This is a genomic window from Gillisia sp. CAL575 (genome assembly GCF_000403785.1).
Classification (GTDB): Bacteria; Bacteroidota; Bacteroidia; order Flavobacteriales; family Flavobacteriaceae; genus Gillisia.
Window position 1 is genome coordinate 100132 of record NZ_APHJ01000021.1, and the last position, 19164, is coordinate 119295.

Below are 19164 nucleotides of genomic sequence, written 5' to 3' on the forward strand. Positions count from 1 at the left end.
ATAAATTAGAATAAAACACCCTTAAAACTTTGATTTTTGCAGCTCTTCCATATCCTTAATAATTTCCTCAATCCTCATTATTAATTTTCCGTAAAGCACATGAGTACTTATTTTGTAACTAAATATTCCTATCCCAGATAGCACTATTGCTGTAACTACTATTATAAGAATTTGGAAATAGATGTCTAATCCCCTAAAACCTGACATCACAGAAGTTCCCTGAAAATACATCCAATATGCTGGAATGATTAAGATTGGTGGGCCTATCGCTAATAATTTGATATAAAACTTTTGGATTGATTTTAACTGCGAAACATAATTAATTAAATATTGATAAGTATTCGAACTTGGATTAAACATATCCAAGTTATTCAACATTTTTTTATTCAGAAAGAATAATAAAACCAATAAAGTACCTATATAGAACCCTAACAGCATCTTATCTAAAAAAATAAATACTCCAAACAAAACGATTGCCATTGGAATTAGGCTAAGGTTATCCCATTTTGATGTAGACTTAATCTTATCAATTATTAGCTTGGATTTTCTCGTATAGAGATCCCTAACTACAGGCAATTCGAAACTTTTATTAGATTCAAATCCTTCTTTCCATATATTTTCAATAGATCTTTCCATCAAGTAATATTTTTAGTTTTTTCTTAATTCGAGTGATTTTAACTCCGATATTATTTGGCAATAAGCCGATGATCTCTGCGATTTCTTGATACGAATTCTCTTCTAAGTAAAGAAGTATAATGGCCCGATCTAGCTCGGGAAGCTGCTTTATAGCCAAATAAAGAAGTTTAAGTGATTCATCATTGAAGGGATTCGATTCCTGTGGTACAACAGTAGCAAGATTTTGTAATTCAACACTTTTCTTATTTACTTTCTTATCCTTCTTAAGTAATGAGAGTGAAATATTTAAAGATATTCGGTAAACCCAAGTAGACCATTTGGAATCACCCTTAAAATTCTCCCGACTTTTCCATAACTGAAGACAAACTTCTTGATAGTAATCCTGAAAATCTTCTTCATTGTCAGTATATGCACGGCAAATCTTAATGATTATTCCGGCGTAAGGCAAAATAAACTGTGTATAGAAATCTTTACTCAAAGCTTCTTTTAATTCATTAGTTTCAAAAAGATGAGATTATTACAGGCAGGAATAATAAAATTTTAAAACTTACTTCTTTAAGAAATCAATATTCCTTTTGAGTCCTTCGAACTTGGTTCTCTTTACGGCAGATTTTTTAAAAATTTCATTGAAAGTTTCCTTAGTAAGTTCTTCCCAATCCTTTCTAGAATTGTTCAATAACTGCGGATTTGGATCGAATAAGGGCTCGTTATGAGATTTTGAAAATTTATTCCAAGGGCAAACATCTTGGCAAACATCGCAGCCAAACATCCAATCATCAAATTGATCTTTATAAGAATTTGGCAGATCATTCTTCAATTCAATAGTAAAATAGGAAATACATTTGCTGCCATCCACTTTATAAGGTTCTACAATGGCCTGAGTCGGGCAAGCATCTATGCAGGCAGTGCAACTTCCGCAATGATCGGTCACCGGAGTATCATAATCCAATTCCAGATCTACTATTAGTTCTGCAATAAAATAGAAGGATCCTACTTGTTTAGTTAATAGGTTCGAATGTTTACCTATCCAACCCAACCCGCTTTTCGCTGCCCATGCTTTATCTAATACTGGTGCAGAATCTACAAAGGCTCTTCCCTCTACTTCTCCTATTTCTTGCTGAATAAATTGAAGTAAATGCTTCAGCTTTTCCTTAATTACAAAATGATAATCGGTACCATAGGCATATTTGCTGATCTTGTAAGTTTCGACTTTTTGAAAATCTGAAGGATAATAATTAAGAAGTAAGGAGATTACACTTTTAGAGCCATCTACTAACTTAGTAGGATCAAGCCTTTTATCGAAATGGTTCTCCATATAACTCATTTCGCCATACATATTCTGATTTAACCAATTTTCTAAACGTGGAGCTTCTACTTCTAAAAATTCAGCTTTGGATATCCCACAAGACATAAAGCCGAGGCGTTTGGCTTCGGATTTAATGATTTCAGAATATTTAGAATTTTGTAACATTGACCCTATCTTTTTTCAAACCTTAAAATCGCGTTTTTCGGTTTTAAGGTGATCATAGGAAGTATTTCAATAGGCGTTGTTTTCGGAGCGATCTTATAGAGTGTTACCATTTCTGCAACCGCAATTATCATCTCAAACATTGCAAAATTATTACCTATACATTTCCTAGGTCCAGCTCCAAAAGGGGCATAAAACGGAGTATGCAAATAGGGGTCTGAATCTGAAAATCTTTCTGGTTTGAATCTCTCAGGTTCTTCCCAATGTGATTTATGTCTATGGATTTCATTAAAAGAAAACAATAAATTAGAGCCTTTTGGTATCTCCATACCTTGAAAAGAATCGGCTTCTTTATTGATACGATCTATAAAATAAGCCGGGGGATAAAGTCGCATAGTTTCTTCAACCACCTTTTTTGTATAACTACAAGATTGGATAAACTCCATTAAGGAATTTGTTTCCTTTTTTGCCTTAACAACCTCCTCTAAAATCTTTTGCTGAGACTCTGGATTTCTAGCTAATAACTCGGCTGCAAATGTGAGCGCATTAGATGTTGTCTCGTGACCTGCTGTAAATAAAATCAGGATCTCATCTATTAGCTGCTCTTCATCCATCTCATTCCCATCCTCATAACGAGCATCTAAAAGCATATCTAACAGATCTTCTTCTCTTTTCCCACTTTCTTTTCTTGCCTTTACCAGTTTTTTAAGGATCACTCTGGCTTCATCTGTTAGATCTGTGTGTTTCTTAATTTCCCCACCATATTTAAACCAAAGACTTAAAAAGGGTTGTCTTAATTCCCTAACCAACATTTTTTGAGCTGCTTCGGTAATATATTGCAATCTGGTAATATCTTTATCTCCTACAGCACTGCTGAATAAAGATTTCACTACCGTTTGAAAAGCCAGATCATTAAAGATTGGAAAAATATCTATCTCGGTTTCGGTTTCAATTTTATCCAGCTCAGTAAGAATTGCTTTATGGATACTCTCCAACAACAAAGTGAGTTGTTTTTTATGGAACGCAGGTTGTATCAGTTTCCTCTGTTTTTTCCAATGTTCCCCTTCAGCAGTTAACAGACCACGACCAACATATTTCACAAGATCTTTAGTCTGTATAGGAGATTTTGTATAATTCTTCTGGTTTTTCTGAAGTACATATTCTGCTAAATAGGCATCTCTGGAAAAAATTACAGATTTTCCTGGACCAATAATTAACCTGAAGGTATCGCCATGTTTCTCAAAATTACTATGATGAAAAGGCAATGGATTCTTAAGAATATTTGAGGCATGCTTCAAAAATTTGAAAAATGAAACCTTTGGAATTTCTTTCTGACCCATTGTTCTTGTTTGATTTATGAATTTAGTAAAATCGAATTTGTCATAACGCTCTAAAGTCTAGTATTTTCTTTAGTATTACAAAAGTACATAATTGAAAACCATTAAAATTAGTTCAACTTTTATCTAGAGTTTGGTTTTTCAAACCCTATTATAATTAGGTGCTGAAATTCCCGAGGTTCAGGAGTATCGATTTTTTCAATAGTTGTTCCGTGAGAGTTGTAGAAACTGAAGATGAATTTAAATGATGCCCCACAACCAAATCCCTTTTTTGAATTAACAAAGAGCACTGAATTAAATTGATTTCATAGTTATTATCATAAGCTGAATTTCAGTACATAAAAATTTTATTTAGGCTGGGTAACCGTATTTTTTTGAAGAGTTGCAGCAGTTTGCGCCAATAATCTTCCGTTTATAGAAGCTCCAGTTTTTAGATTAATTCCAGTCTGACCTAAAATATTTCCTTCAAAATGACTGGTAGTTCCAAAATTAACCGCTCCGGCTACTTGCCAGAAGATATTCTTAGCTTGTGCACCACCACTCAAAGTAACTCTTACTGCAGAACTCATATCAAGATTTCCGGAAACTTGGAAAATCCAAACATCATCTGGTCCACCGGCAAGTGCAATATCAGTTGGAATAACTACAGAACTTGTAAATTTATAAAGTCCGGGAGTTAGTGTTTTTCCTCCAATATTTCCGGCTCCTAAATTAACAAAATCCGGTGTAGTTCGCCCGGCTGCATCAGTGTATGCTGTTTCCATATTACTAATTGCAGTTGTTAACATACTTGCGCTTGTAGTTATACATGCAGGACCTGCTGCATCAACCGAGTATACATTTCCTGTTACTTCTCCACAGTCTAAAACCATTGCGGCCCCAGTAATTGGGCTTGTTCCAATATCCCCTGTAATAGAAGATTTATAGACACTAGTGATTCCAGTTTTTGTTAGAATTGCAAAATCTCCAGCAACACCAAGATTTACAACCTTTAATGTTCCTTGTTCTTTTGTATCATCCGATTTTTTTGAAGAAATATCACTAGATAGATCTACGGTATTTTCTGCAGATGCTTTCATATCTGCTGAATTGTCATTTAATTCATCCTTTTCACAACTGGAAAATAGTCCAATAAATACGAATACTAAGGCTGGTAATATTATTTTAAATTTCATAAATAATTACAATTGTTTTGCGACTTTATTATCACCTAGTAAATGTTAGCCTTTAGAGAATCTAATGTGTTATATAATTATTGGCTTATATTATATATTTCCCACGTTTTATTGAGGTAATAATATATAGTGAAGAGTGATTAATGAAGAGTAAATTAAATTAAAGAACTGAAAATTTCAACTTAAAAACATGAAATGTGAGATAGCAAGGGAAAATAAAGACTTTTGCGTCCCTAATAATGAGTATTGCCAATATCTTTCACAATCAGCTTTTCACATTAAATAGCAACTGCGCTTAGTTTTTGATCTTCTTGATTTTGCCTCATTTCCTTATAAATGGATGGGGAATAGCCGGTAACCTTTTTAAATTGACCAGATAAATGTGCCATACTACTATAATGGAGTTTATAGGAAATTTCAGTTAGATTGAGTTCATTATACGCAAGTAATTCCTTTACCCTTTCAATTTTATTGACAATAATATATTGCTGTATGGTAATGCCTTTTACTTCTGAAAACGTATTAGCCAGATAAGTGTAATCATAGTTTAACTTCTCACTGATATATTCAGAATCATTCATTGTAGGACATCCATTAGGATACTTGATCATTTCGAGAATTGTGTTTTTTATCTTTTCAATAAGAATGCTCTTTTTATCCTTGTGAAGCCTCAGTCCAAATCTTAAAAGATTCCTTCTAAGTTCAATCCTCTGTTTGATAGATATTTCTTCAAGAAGTTCCACCACACCCAAATCAATTAACCCAAAGGATATATCAAGCCGTTTCAACTCTTCTTTAACTAGAATTTTACACCTTAGACTAACCATATATTTAATATATAACTTCATACTAATTTTATTAAGTCTGTAGTATAGATCTTCAAACTAAGTACTATAACGATTATAATTACAGTATATGTTTTAAAAACATCAGAATTATTGAAAACAACAAAAAAGCATTGAAAGAATTTTCGCACTTTAAGTATGCTTATAAACACCTCAAATCTATACCATATATATTAAATTAGCTCTTTGATTGTAATATACTTTAAATAAAATAGTGTAATTCATCGTGTTTATTCACTTTTAAACCGATACTAGTTGTTGGATCTTATGGGTTTTGTTAGATAGCTACCCAGAAATTGAATATTATTTAGAATGTTAAAAAATTTCTCTTACCTATAGATTTAAAGAATCACTAAACTTTATAGGTTTCAATTTTTATTTTGGAAAATTTTTTCATTCAAAAAAAGAATACTTATGTATTGCAGAATAGAAAACACTATAAATCACCTGAAAAAATTAACATAAAGCCTACCCAGAAACCTTGGATTCTTATTTGAGATTTTTTTTGCAAAAAAACTTTGTTTCTAGGTAATTGCCGATTTAAAAAAGCCCACTTTGGGTAGCCCCTTTTATTCGACCTAAGTGTTTATAAGCTGCTTCAGTCACCTCTCTACCTCTTGGAGTTCTAAAAATAAAACCTTGTTGTATTAGGAAAGGCTCATAAACTTCTTCGATGGTTTCAGCATTTTCACTTACTGCTGTTGCTAAAGTAGAAATCCCCACCGGACCACCTTTAAATTTATCTATAATTGTAGTCAGGATCTTATTATCCATTTCATCTAATCCATGAGCATCTACATTTAATGCCTTAAGACTGTATTTAGCAATCTCCATGTCTATCTTTCCATTCCCCTTAATCTGGGCAAAATCACGAACTCTACGTAATAAAGCATTCGCAATCCTTGGAGTTCCTCTACTTCTACCAGCAATCTCAATTGCTGCATCCAAAGCTAATGGTACTTTCAAAATATCTGCACTTCGTTGAAGAATGGTGGAAAGTAATTCTGTGGTATAATATTGCAACCGACTAGAAATCCCAAACCTCGCTCTCATAGGCGAAGTAAGCAATCCAGATCTAGTTGTTGCTCCAATGAGTGTAAATGGATTAAGATTTATCTGAACTGTACGGGCATTTGGACCTGTCTCTATCATGATATCTATCTTATAATCTTCCATTGCAGAATATAGATATTCCTCTACAATAGGACTTAACCTATGGATCTCATCTATAAATAACACATCACGCTCATCCAAATTAGTAAGCAAACCTGCCAGATCCCCTGGTTTATCGATTACAGGACCAGAAGTAACTTTTATTCCCACCTGCAACTCATTAGCTAAGATATGCGCTAAAGTTGTTTTCCCAAGTCCCGGAGGGCCATGAAATAAGGTATGATCTAAAGCTTCCCCACGTTGGTTGGCAGCTTCAACAAAAATCTTAAGATTCTCCAGCACTTGATCCTGACCTGCAAAATCATCGAAACTGAGGGGACGTAATGCTCTGTCTATATCTAATTCTTCTGAAGAAAAGTTTTCACCGGTGGGGTCTAGATGCTCGTTCATGAGATTTATAAAATTCTATTAATGGAAATTATAGCAAAACTGATAGAAACAAAGATAAAAGAAAAAAGCCTCTTCAAATGAAAAGGCTTTTTTAAATATGTTAGGTCTTGCTTAATGATTCATTTCTTCTTCACCATCCTGAAGTGGTACGTTTTGCGGAACAAAATCTTGTCCTGTAATAACATACTCTCCATTTTCATTGGTCTTACTGTAATCGTAAGGCCATCTGTACACTGTTGGAATTTCTCCGTACCAGTTTCCATGTATATGTTCTACCGGAGCAGTCCATTCTAAAGTTGTTGCATTCCAAGGGTTCATTGTTGCTTTCTTTCCGAAGAAAATAGAGCTAAAGAAATTCCATAAGAACACCAATTGTACCGCTGCGGTTATAATAGCAAATACAGTAATAACGACATTCACATCCTGAAGATCATCAAAATATGGGAAAGCTGTGTTTGTATAATATCTACGAGGTAAACCTGCCATTCCAATAAAGTGCATTGGGAAGAAAACCCCGTATGCTCCAATTGCAGTTACCCAGAAGTGAACAAAACCAAGGTTTTTATTCATCATTCTACCAAACATCTTAGGGAACCAGTGGTAAACACCGGCTAACAATCCGTAAAGTGCAGAGATACCCATTACCAAGTGAAAGTGAGCAATTACAAAATAAGTGTCGTGAACGTTAATATCTAATGTACTATCTCCTAAAATAATTCCTGTTAATCCACCAGTAATAAAGGTAGAAACGAAACCAATAGAAAATAACATCGCTGGATTAAATTGTATGTTACCTTTCCATAAGGTAGTGATCCAGTTAAATGCTTTTACTGCAGATGGAATTGCAATCAACAAAGTTGTAAAAGTAAACACAGATCCCAAGAATGGATTCATTCCTGAAACGAACATGTGGTGACCCCATACAATTGTAGATAAAAATGCAATTGCCAAAACAGAAGCAATCATCGCTCTATATCCAAAAATTGGTTTACGAGAGTTTGTTGCCATAATTTCTGAAACCAGACCCATTGCAGGTAAGATCACAATATATACTTCCGGGTGTCCTAAGAACCAGAATAAATGTTCAAACAATACTGGAGAACCTCCTTGATGACTTAAAACTTCACCTTGGATAAAGATATCACTTAAGAAGAAGGATGTACCAAAACTTCTATCCATGATAAGAAGTAAAGCTGCAGAAAGCAATACAGGGAAAGAAATCACCCCGATAATAGCTGTTACAAAGAATGTCCAAATTGTTAATGGTAACCTTGTCATAGACATCCCCTTAGTTCTAAGGTTGATTACAGTTACTATATAGTTCAAAGATCCCATTAAAGAAGATGCAATGAAAATAGCCATAGCAGTTAACCAAAGCGTCATACCCATTCCAGATCCACCAATTGCCTGAGGCAAGGCACTCAAAGGAGGATATATAGTCCATCCTGCCGATGCTGGTCCCGCTTCAACAAATAAAGAACTTAACATAATTACACTAGATAAAAAGAACAACCAGTAAGACACCATGTTCAAGAATCCAGAAGCCATATCTCTTGCTCCAATTTGCAATGGAATTAATAGGTTACTAAATGTACCACTAAGTCCTGCAGTAAGTACAAAGAATACCATGATAGTACCGTGAATAGTAACTAAAGCTAAATAAATCTCAGGAGTCATAACTCCTCCTGGAGCCCATTTTCCAAGAAGTGCTTCGAAGATCCAGAAAGATTGTTCTGGCCATGCTAATTGCATTCTAAAAAGAACCGACATTCCGATTCCGATGATACCCATTAAAAGTCCAGTAATAAGATATTGCTTGGCAATCATCTTATGATCTGTACTAAAAATATATTTAGTTATAAAGGTTTGCTTATGATGATGGTCATGACCATGGTCATCATGTGCATGAGCTACCGTTGCGTGTCCTACTGCTGACATATCTCTTAATCTTTACTTTTAATTGTTCTTATTATCAACCACTGCTACCTCTTCCGCTTCCATTGCAGCCTCTTCTAAGTCTACAGGAACATCTTCCTTAGTTTCTTTCTGTGCTGCCATAGTTTCACCAAAGGTTTGTTGTTCTTTAATCCAAGCATTATAATCTTCTTCGCTTTCAACAACTATCTTCATTTGCATGTTATAGTGACCTTGTCCACAAATCTTATTACACAACAAGAAATATTCAAATTCATAAGAGTCTAAAGGCACTTCTCCAGCAGCCATTAATTCTTTAGATTTGTCTTTTCTAATCCCGTTAATTCTTCCAACTTTCTCCACCATGTATTCACTTTCTCTCATTTCTTCTGATGTGAGAGATGGAGTAAATCCAAACTGAGTGATCATCCCTGGAACAACATTCATTTGAGCTCTAAAGTGCGGGAAATATGCAGAGTGCAATACATCTTGAGATCTAAATTTGAATAATACTGGTCTTCCAACTGGTAAATGTAGTTCTGTTGTTATCACATCATCACTACCGTAGGAATCACTTTCATCTACTCCTAATTGATTCACACCTTGAATAAAACGAACATTCGCTTTTCCAAGTGTATTATCGTCTCCAGAATAACGAGCCCTCCATGCAAATTGGTAGGCATATACTTCAACAACTAAAGGATCTTCTTCTTCGTTGATATTCATAATATCAGACCAAGTAAATAATCCGTAAATAATTAAACCTGCTAAAACAATTACAGGAATAATAGTCCAGATAAATTCCAACTTGTCATTATCTGCGAAGAATAAAGCTTTCTTACCTTTTTCACCACGATACTTATATGCGAACCAGTGCAGTAATCCTTGAGTAAGAACTTGCACAAACATAATAAGCCCAATAGAGATAAACATTAAAGTATCTACTTCACTACCGTGTTCAGACGCAGCTTCTGGCAAATAAAATTTGCTATAAAACCAGAAACAGTAAATAGAAATAACATATAAAAAGATAACAAACATGAGCATTAAATACCCATTTATTTTATTGTCTCTTTCACTTGCAACTTGTGAAGAATCTGTATGAGTACCGCGAGATAAATCGAATATCTTGGACATTTGCCATACAGTTACGGCAAAAAGTGCTATTACAATGATTATTAAAAATACAGTCATTTTTTTATTTCTTCTTTAAACAATCTTTTATTAATAATGAAAATGCTTGCTCTCCTTAATAAACGGATTGCGTTTTGGTAACAATGGTGCTTTTGTAAGACCACTAAACACAATAAATACAAACAATCCTGCAAACATCAATAAAGCACTAATTTCAGGTATTCCTATAAACCATGACTCGCCAACTGTAGATGGCATAATCATTACAAAAATATCTAAATAATGACCACATAGAATAATAATTCCAGCCATAATTACAAACAAATTAAGTCTCTTATAATCACTATTCATAAGTAACAATACCGGGAATACAAAGTTCATTACAACCATCCCAAAGAATGGTAAGGTATAGTCATCTATTCTTGTAATAAAATAGGTCACCTCTTCTGGAATATTAGAATACCAGATCAACATAAATTGGGAGAACCAAAGATACGTCCAGAAAATACTGAATCCAAACATGAATTTAGCTAAATCGTGGATATGAGAGTCATTTACATATTCTAAGAAACCTCTAGATTTAAGGTAAATAGTAACTAAAGCAATCATAGTAACGGCAGAAACAATCATACTTGCAAACACATACCATCCAAACAAAGTACTAAACCAGTGCGGATCTACACTCATAATCCAGTCCCAAGACATCATAGATTCTGAAACTAAGAAGAATACTAAGAATCCTGCAGCTAGTTTAAAGTTTGTTTTGTGTAGTCTATCGTCTGTAGCTTCATCTAATCTCAAAGAATTTCTTCTTATTAAGTACCTAAAAATGTTCCAACCAGCAATATAGATAGCAGCTCTAATCAATAAAAATGGTACGTTTAGGTATGCCGTTTTATTCTGAATAAGTTCATCGTGGGCTACAACCTCTGGATCCATCCAAATAAATAGATGATTTAAATGCATCCCAGATAATGCAAGAAGTATAAACATAATAATACTTCCTGGTAATAAATAAGCCGTAATTCCATCCATTACTCTAAATAATACTGGAGACCATCCCGCCTGTGAAGCTTGTTGAATAGCATAAAATGCCATTGTTCCAAGAGCAATCATAAAAAAGAAAAATGCAGCAACATAAACAGCGGCCCAAGGCTTGTTTTGCAATTGGTGCAGTAAATGTTCATAATGTTCATTATCATGACCTGCTTCCTCACCGTGAGCCATTTCTCCCTGAGCATCTTCTCCAGCATGCTCTTCAGCAATTATATGCTCGTCTTCCGCATGTTCTGGATTAGCAAGGTGAATATCATTTTCTACAACTGCAACATCCTCAGAACCATGATGCTCATCTGCAGCCATCATTTCCTTTACATCTTCTATAGTATCTGGGGCAGCAATAAATGCATAAACAAGGCCAATAGCTCCTACAATCATGAAAATGATTGCAGTTAATTTTAATCTACTTGATAGCGTGTACATATTAATATATCTAAGTGCAGTTATTTCTAGTTTGTACTTTCTTGGTCTAATTCCGTATTAGCATCTGCTCCTAAAATGGTAGCATCAGCATTTACAGCCGGAACTAAATTCTTTTTAACGGAAGTAGTATCACTTTCGAAAGCTCTTTCTGGGTTCCCTAATAAGGTTCCTTTTAATTTCATTACATAGTGATCTATCTGCCAGCGTTCTTCGATAGTTGTTTGAGAAGCATAAGAACCCATAGAGTTTAATCCATAATACATTACATGGTAAACGCTACCTTCAGTAATTGCTCGTCCAGCATCATCATAACTTGGCACTCCTAATATTTTCTCACGTTCTACCAAGATTCCTTTACCATTCCCTTGATCTCCGTGACATACAGCACAGTAGATTGTGTACAATTGTTGACCTGCAGCAATATTCTTTTCAGAATAAGGCAACGGGTTAGTCAATTGTGCTTTTGCTTGCGTATAAGCTTCATTAGTGTTTTCGTATCCATAAGGAGACCATCCACGTGGAATAGTTCCTTCTACTGGCAATTTAGCTTCCTGCCCATTGGCAAAAACCTCGTATTCTCCGTAAGCCTCGTAAGAAACCGGCGCATACATATCTGGAAAATATTGATAGTTTGGCTTATCCTTATTAAAACAAGAGGTAGCGGTAACTACAACTAAGAATAAAACTATTGATTTATGAAATAAACTTTTCATTCTTCTAATTAATTTTCAATTAATTTAATTTCAAGAGCTCCAGTGTCATACAAAAACTTAGAAAGTTCTTCTACACTATGGTTCGAAGCATCAATTTCCATTAGGAAATGATCATCTGTAGTTCTTACATCCGGATTTTCAGCAGCTTTAAATGGCCATAATTTACTTCTCATATAAAAAGTAATAACCATAAGGTGAGCTGCAAAAAATACTGTTAGTTCAAATATAATTGGCACAAAGGCTGGAAGGTTCTGCAAAAAGCTGAAACTTGGTTTCCCACCGATATCCTGTGGCCAGTCTTCTATCATTATAAAGTTCATCATTACAATCGCAACAGACAGTCCTATTAATCCGTAGATAAAAGAAGCTATTGCCAAACGTGTTGGCTCTAGTCCCATTGCTTTATCCAGGCCGTGAACAGGAAATGGTGAATAAATCTCTGCGATGTGGTAACGGGCGTCACGAACTTGCTTTACTGCTTGAAGCAATAAATCATCATCGGTATAAATAGCGTGTATTACTTTTGATGCCATCCTAGTTAGTTATTATTAAGTTTAATTGCCTGAGCAATCCAATCTTCTCTCATAGTTTCTGAAGGGAAATTCTCGATAAGCTCATTCAATAATTCAAAATCAATTGACTCTAATCTACTTACCTGAGCAAAAGTGTAAATTCCTACTTGATGTAAACGTTGTTGTAAGAATGGTCCAACAGCTTTCAGTTTAGTAAGATCACTTGCGGTTTGAGTTGCAGGATCGTAAACGCCAATTCTGGAAAGCATTTGATCTAATCGATCTTTTTGAACTTCAGAAGTTGTTAATGCATCTGCATTTACAGTTTCTTCATGCTGAGTATTAACTTCTTCATCTACGATGCGATTGTGTAACCCATGAGCTTCATTTGCTGCTGGCTCTGCCATAAATGCAACATTTCGATGATCTGCATGATCTCCATGATCTTCACGCAATTTCTTATACATAGCTCCAGAGGATTTTAAGATCGTTTTTACCTCTGCTTGTGCGATCACTGGGAACGAACGAGCATATAATAAGAACAATACAAAGAAGAATCCAATGGTTCCAATAAAGATCCCGATATCTACAAAAGTAGGTGAGAACATTGTCCAAGAAGATGGTAAGTAATCACGGTGCAATGAAGTAACGATAATTACAAAACGTTCAAACCACATCCCGATATTTACAACAATAGAGATAAAGAAAGAGAACATAATACTTCTTCTCAATTTTGGGAACCACATAAATTGTGGAGAGAAAACGTTACACGTCATCATCGCCCAATAAGCCCACCAATAAGGTCCTGTTGCTCTGTTAAGGAATGCATATTGTTCGTATTCTACTCCAGAATACCACGCAACAAACAGTTCTGTAATATAGGCACATCCCACAATAGAACCCGTAATCATAATTACAATATTCATTAATTCGATATGCTGTATTGTAATATAGTCTTCTAGATTAGACACTTTTCTCATAATGATCAAAAGTGTATTCACCATTGCAAATCCAGAGAATACCGCCCCAGCAACAAAGTATGGAGGGAAGATAGTGGTGTGCCATCCCGGGATTACCGAAGTAGCAAAATCAAATGATACAATAGTATGTACCGAAAGTACTAAAGGAGTTGCCAAACCGGCAAGTACCAAAGACACTTCCTCGAAACGTTGCCAATCTTTTGCACGTCCACTCCATCCAAATGATAGAATTCCGTAAATCCTTTTATTAAAAGGTGTGATTGCTCTATCTCTAATCATTGCAAAATCTGGAAGTAAACCTGTCCACCAGAATACTAAAGAAACAGATAAATAAGTAGAAATTGCGAATACATCCCAAAGCAATGGAGAGTTAAAGTTTACCCATAAAGAACCAAATTGGTTTGGTATAGGCAATACCCAATATGCCAACCATGGACGACCCATGTGAATAATTGGGAATAATCCTGCTTGCATAACAGAGAAAATAGTCATGGCTTCTGCTGACCGGTTAATTGCCATTCTCCATTTTTGACGGAATAATAGAAGTACTGCAGAAATAAGTGTTCCTGCGTGTCCAATTCCTACCCACCAAACAAAGTTAGTAATATCCCAAGCCCAACCAACGGTCTTGTTCAATCCCCAAGTTCCAATTCCAGTAGAAACGGTATAAATTATACAACCTATTCCCCAAAGAAAAGCAATAAGGGAGATGGAAAAAACTATCCACCAGTGTTTATTCGCCCGACCTTCAACCGGTGCAGCCACGTCTACGGTTACATCGTGATAGGACTTATGTCCGGTAATTAAAGGCTTTCTAATAGGTGCTTCGTAATGAGACATATCCTTTTATAATTGATTCTTTACTAATATTAATTTTTAAGCTTCTGAAGTATTTCTAACTTTAGTTTGATACATCACATTTGGCTTAGTTCCAACAGATTCCAATAAGTGATACATTCTCTTATCTTCAACCTTATTAACGATCTTCGCAGACTTATCATTCACATCTCCAAAGACCATAGCGCCTTTATCGCATGCTGCAGAACAAGCTGTATGGAATTCACCGTCTTCTATAACTCTTCCGTCACGTTTAGCGTCAAGGATCGTTTTTTGTGTTTTCTGAATACACATAGAACATTTTTCCATAACCCCTCTAGAACGTACAGTAACATCTGGATTCAATACCATTCTACCAAGGTCATTATTCATATGGTAGTCAAACTCATCGTTCTTGGTATAGTTAAACCAGTTAAAACGACGCACTTTATAAGGACAGTTGTTAGCACAATATCTTGTACCTACACATCTGTTATAAATCATCTGATTTTGACCTTGACGACCGTGTGAAGTTGCAGCAACCGGACATACAGTTTCACATGGTGCATGGTTACAGTGCTGACACATTACCGGTTGAAAAACCACTTGAGGATTATCTGCCGGAGATTCCATTTCAGCTAACTGAGTCAATGACTCACCTAATCCTGAAATATCTTCTTTCTTTTCAATGTCTTCAGTAAAACTATCTTCAGAAGAATAGTATCTATCTATACGCAACCAATGCATATCTCTAGATTTTCTAATCTCTTCTTTTCCAACAACAGGAACGTTATTTTCAGAATGACAAGCAATTACACAAGCTCCACATCCAGTACATGAATTAAGATCTATAGACAAGTTAAAATGATGACCCACTTCTCTATCAAAACTTTCCCAAAGATCTACTTCTGGAGAAGTAACCATGGTTTCAACATGATTTAAAGAAACTTCTGGAGTCTTGTTATATGCATTCTTGTCTTTAGTATTGAATACTTCCAAGGTAGTTTCCTTGATAATATCCCCACGTCCCATAAGCGTGTTCTGTAACTGAACACATGCAAACTCATGCACTCCACTCGCTTTTTCAATATTTACATATTGAACAGAACTAAAATCTTTATATAAAGGATAGGCATTTACACCTACCTGCATTTCTTCTTGAATTGCCTCTTTCTTACCATAACCTAAAGCAAGACCTACAGATCCTTTTGCTTGACCCGGCTGAATAAGAACAGGAACCTTCTTCACTTCAACACCATCCATTGTAATATTTACGTAACTACCATCCAAGGCACCATTCGCAACATTCTCATTGATAAGACCCAGTTTATCTGCATCTTCTCTAGACATTGTTAAGTAATTATCCCAAGATGCTCTAGTTAGAGGATCTGGCATTTCCTGTAACCAAGGGTTATTGGCTTGTTGCCCATCTCCCATTGCTACTTTTGTATAAAGGCTTAATTGAAAACCTTTAGCTTCTGAAGTTGCACTTAAATTTCGAACTGCAGAACTTGTATTTATTGTACTACCTACAAATTCTGAAGCAGAAGTCTCAGCTGTAGCAGGAGAAGCTCCTTCAAAAACACCGTCATGCAAAGCAGTGTTCCATGCATCTGTACCTAAAGAGCTCCAAGTTTCCTTGATATACTCATAATAAGATTTATCAGAGCCATTCCACTTCAACAAACAATCTTGAAACTGTCTAGTATCAAACAAAGGTCTGATAGTAGGTTGCATCAAGCTGAAATTATTCTTTGTGAATTGAACATCACCCCAGCTCTCTAAATAATGAGGCGTAGCTGCAATGAACTTACACAACTTAGCAGTTTCATCTTCTTTCATAGAGAAAGCGACAGAAACATCAATATCTTTTAATGCTTTTACAAATTCTTTTGAATTTGGCAAACTATACGCTGGATTTACCCCTGCAATTAATATTGCACCGATACTTCCATTTTGCATATCCTCTACCAATTTGGTAACTGCAGCAGCATTACCCTGACGGGTCATTTTTGGATTAGCAGAATCCATCACCTGACTACCTAAAGCCTGATTAATCTCTAAAACTAAAGTCTGAGCATCTGCATCTGGAAGTCCAGAAACAACTACTCCTTTACTTCCCGCTTTTCTTAATTGTGAAGCAGCTTTTACAACTGCATCATCTAATTTCCCTGGCAGATCCCCACTAGTTGAAGCTCCAGAAATATATCCGTATAATGCTGCTAATACCGCACGTTGCTGTGCTGGAGTAACAGGAATACGCTTATCTGCATTTGCTCCAGATAAAGACATATTAGATTCAAACTGAATATGACGAGACATTTTTCCGTTTTCTGGAAGTCTTGTCTTTGCAAAAGCAGCATCGTATCCACCGCCTTGCCAATCTCCTAAGAAATCTGCACCAACAGAAACAACAGTTCCAACTTTAGAAAAATCGTAATTTGGTAACGCTCTAGTTCCGTATTTAGCCTGATAAGCTGTTAATGCGGCATCTTCAGAAACTGTATCGTACACAACGTGACGAACATTCCCAAATTTACTAGAAAATTCATTTATTAATTTAGATGTAGAAGGACTTGCAAAAGTTTGGGTTAAAAGAACAACCTCACCAGTTACTCCTTCTAAAGCCGTTCCTACTTGCTTATCAAAATCCTCCCAAGACACATTCTGGCCATTCGCCATTGGTCTTTTTACCCTCTTACTATCATATAATGAAAGTACAGAAGCATTCACTCTCGCGTTTGCACCAGCTCTTCCTGCAGATAGTGTATTGTTATCAATTTTTATTGGACGTCCTTCGCGAGTCTTCACCAATACACTAGAGAAATCAAAACCATCTGCAATTGTAGTTGCATAATAGTTTGCAATTCCAGGTACAATTCTTTCTGGCTGCACTAAATAAGGAATGGATTTAATAACCGGACCTTCACATGCTGCCAAAGAAGCAGCTGCCGTACTAAAACCAACATATTTAAGGAAATCACGACGAGTTGTGGAAGAACTACTTAAAGAATCTTTATCACCTAAAAATTCATCGGTAGGGATCTCTTCTGCAAACTCTTTTTGTTGGATCGTCTCAACAATAGAGCTATTTTCATTTAGCTCTTCAACACTTTTCCAGTATTTCTTGTTTGATGACATATATATCTAGATATTACTTCTTAATTAATTACCCAATTACTCAGGCCTGACTTTTATATTAATAGTGGCATTTACCACATTCCAAACCACCTAACTGAGCAGCAGTCAATTCCTCTACTCCGTATTTTTTAGATAACTCTTCGTGAATCTTTTCGTAATACTCATTACCAGCCATTTTCACATTAGTTTCTCGGTGACAGTTAATACACCATCCCATAGTTAATGGAGCATCTTGATAGACTACTTCCATTTCCTGAATTGGACCGTGACATTTCTGACATTCTATTCCTGCAACAGACACGTGTTGTGAGTGATTGAAATATGCGAAATCTGGTAGGTTATGAATTCTAACCCATTTAACTGGCTTAGTTTCTCCAGTATAAGCCTGATTCGCAGGATCCCAACCAGTTGCTTCATATAATTTCTTGATCTCTTTATCGTAGAATTCTTTTGAATACTCTTCAGTAGCTGTAGATTCTGCAACTTCACCAATAGATTTGTGACAATTCATACAAACATTTAGAGAAGGAATCCCTGAATGTTTTGAAGTTCTTGCTGAAGAGTGGCAATATTTACATTCTATCTGGTTATCTCCGGCATGAATTCTATGTGAATAATGAATAGGCTGAATAGGCTGATACCCTTGATCTACCCCAACCTGCATAAAGAATCCGTAAACCATATATCCACTGGCAAGCAATACAATTATTGCTGTAACCAATACTAAGAATTGATTTTCTACAAAGGATTTATATAATGGTTTTCTTTTTTCTTTAACTGGAAGCTCAACCCCACTTGCTGCAGCAAATTTCCTAAGTGTCTTGTTCACTAAAAACAAAACAAGCAAAAGCATTACCAGAACAAATGCCAATATCATTAGAATAACGTTATTCGAAACTCCTCCGCCAGTTGATGAACCAGCTTCTGAACCACCGCCCCCCGCAGCAACAGGAGCCGTTGGTTTTGGTTGTTCCACATAAGCAAGAATATCTCCAATCTCAACCTGAGTTAATTGTGGAAATGCCGGCATTGCCGTTTTGTTGTACTCCTCATAAATAGCAACTGCCTGAGCATCACCAGAGGCGATCATTGCAGCTGAATTTTGAATCCAAGATTCTATCCAAGCTAAAGAATGTCTTTCGCTAACTCCATTAAGAGCTGGACCGATAGACTTAGAATATGGCTTGTGACATGCAGCACACAAAGAATTGAATAATGATTTACCATTTGCTACATCGCCAGAACTAGATTCTGCAGCAACGGCTTCTGTAGCCTGCTCATCTCCAATCGCAGCTGGATCTTCTTGAGCAAAGTTAACATTGGTAAATGAAAGTAGAAACACTACTGATAAGAGTAGTAATCTGGATGTTGAATGGCGGAATTTCACCTTTTTCATATTGTAAGTTGAATTAACGTCTTATGTTTGGCACGATATTTTATAACTATTA

Annotated in this window: 15 protein-coding genes; all 15 read right to left on the bottom strand. The window is 35.6% G+C overall.

Features of this window, described 5'->3' with window-relative positions; translation table 11 throughout:
* Positions 1-21: 21 nt before the first annotated feature.
* The 15 genes from I130_RS03290 to I130_RS03360 all read right to left on the bottom strand — a co-directional run bounded on the left by I130_RS03290 (position 22) and on the right by I130_RS03360 (position 19112).
* On the bottom strand, positions 22-636 hold the full coding sequence (locus I130_RS03290; protein ID WP_034919384.1) for a hypothetical protein: 615 nt from the start codon (positions 634-636) through the stop codon (positions 22-24).
* Positions 620-1114 (bottom strand): RNA polymerase sigma factor, encoded by a 495-nt coding sequence (locus I130_RS03295; RefSeq protein WP_034919387.1) that lies wholly within the window; start codon positions 1112-1114, stop codon positions 620-622. The genes I130_RS03290 and I130_RS03295 overlap by 17 nt, the downstream gene beginning before the upstream one ends.
* A gap of 69 nt (positions 1115-1183) precedes the next feature.
* Positions 1184-2107 carry a tRNA epoxyqueuosine(34) reductase QueG gene (gene queG, locus I130_RS03300; protein ID WP_034919391.1) on the bottom strand — a complete coding sequence of 308 codons (924 nt, stop codon included), beginning with the start codon at positions 2105-2107 and terminating at the stop codon, positions 1184-1186.
* A 5-nt stretch (positions 2108-2112) separates the two neighbouring features.
* On the bottom strand, positions 2113-3444 hold the full coding sequence (locus tag I130_RS03305) for a cytochrome P450 (RefSeq protein WP_034919395.1): 1332 nt from the start codon (positions 3442-3444) through the stop codon (positions 2113-2115).
* A gap of 344 nt (positions 3445-3788) precedes the next feature.
* Positions 3789-4616, bottom strand: a complete 828-nt coding sequence (locus I130_RS03310) for an ice-binding protein (protein ID WP_034919398.1) — start codon at positions 4614-4616, stop codon at positions 3789-3791.
* Between the two features lie 278 nt (positions 4617-4894).
* Positions 4895-5464: a helix-turn-helix domain-containing protein gene (locus I130_RS03315; RefSeq protein WP_034919402.1), complete on the bottom strand. Its 570-nt coding sequence runs from the start codon at positions 5462-5464 to the stop codon at positions 4895-4897.
* Positions 5465-6001: 537 nt separating this feature from the next.
* Entirely contained in the window at positions 6002-7024 is a 1023-nt protein-coding gene (gene ruvB / locus I130_RS03320; RefSeq protein ID WP_034919405.1) for a Holliday junction branch migration DNA helicase RuvB, read from the bottom strand.
* Positions 7025-7135: 111 nt separating this feature from the next.
* Positions 7136-8962 (bottom strand): cbb3-type cytochrome c oxidase subunit I, encoded by a 1827-nt coding sequence (locus I130_RS03325; protein ID WP_034919411.1) that lies wholly within the window; start codon positions 8960-8962, stop codon positions 7136-7138.
* A gap of 18 nt (positions 8963-8980) precedes the next feature.
* The gene (locus tag I130_RS03330) at positions 8981-10132 is read right to left on the bottom strand and encodes a cytochrome c oxidase subunit II (RefSeq protein ID WP_034919414.1); all 1152 of its coding nucleotides are present in this window, start codon (positions 10130-10132) and stop codon (positions 8981-8983) included.
* A gap of 30 nt (positions 10133-10162) precedes the next feature.
* Positions 10163-11554, bottom strand: coding sequence for a hypothetical protein (locus I130_RS03335; RefSeq protein ID WP_034919419.1), 1392 nt, complete (start codon positions 11552-11554; stop codon positions 10163-10165).
* A gap of 26 nt (positions 11555-11580) precedes the next feature.
* A complete protein-coding gene (locus I130_RS03340; RefSeq protein WP_034919422.1) occupies positions 11581-12267 on the bottom strand; it encodes a c-type cytochrome in 687 nt (228 codons plus the stop codon).
* Between the two features lie 8 nt (positions 12268-12275).
* The gene (locus tag I130_RS03345) at positions 12276-12800 is read right to left on the bottom strand and encodes a DUF3341 domain-containing protein (RefSeq protein ID WP_034919426.1); all 525 of its coding nucleotides are present in this window, start codon (positions 12798-12800) and stop codon (positions 12276-12278) included.
* A gap of 5 nt (positions 12801-12805) precedes the next feature.
* A complete protein-coding gene (nrfD, locus tag I130_RS03350) occupies positions 12806-14599 on the bottom strand; it encodes an NrfD/PsrC family molybdoenzyme membrane anchor subunit (protein WP_083932856.1) in 1794 nt (597 codons plus the stop codon).
* 36 nt (positions 14600-14635) lie between these two features.
* Positions 14636-17716: a TAT-variant-translocated molybdopterin oxidoreductase gene (locus I130_RS03355; RefSeq protein ID WP_034919429.1), complete on the bottom strand. Its 3081-nt coding sequence runs from the start codon at positions 17714-17716 to the stop codon at positions 14636-14638.
* 58 nt (positions 17717-17774) lie between these two features.
* The gene (locus tag I130_RS03360) at positions 17775-19112 is read right to left on the bottom strand and encodes a cytochrome c3 family protein (protein ID WP_034919433.1); all 1338 of its coding nucleotides are present in this window, start codon (positions 19110-19112) and stop codon (positions 17775-17777) included.
* Positions 19113-19164 lie beyond the last annotated feature (52 nt).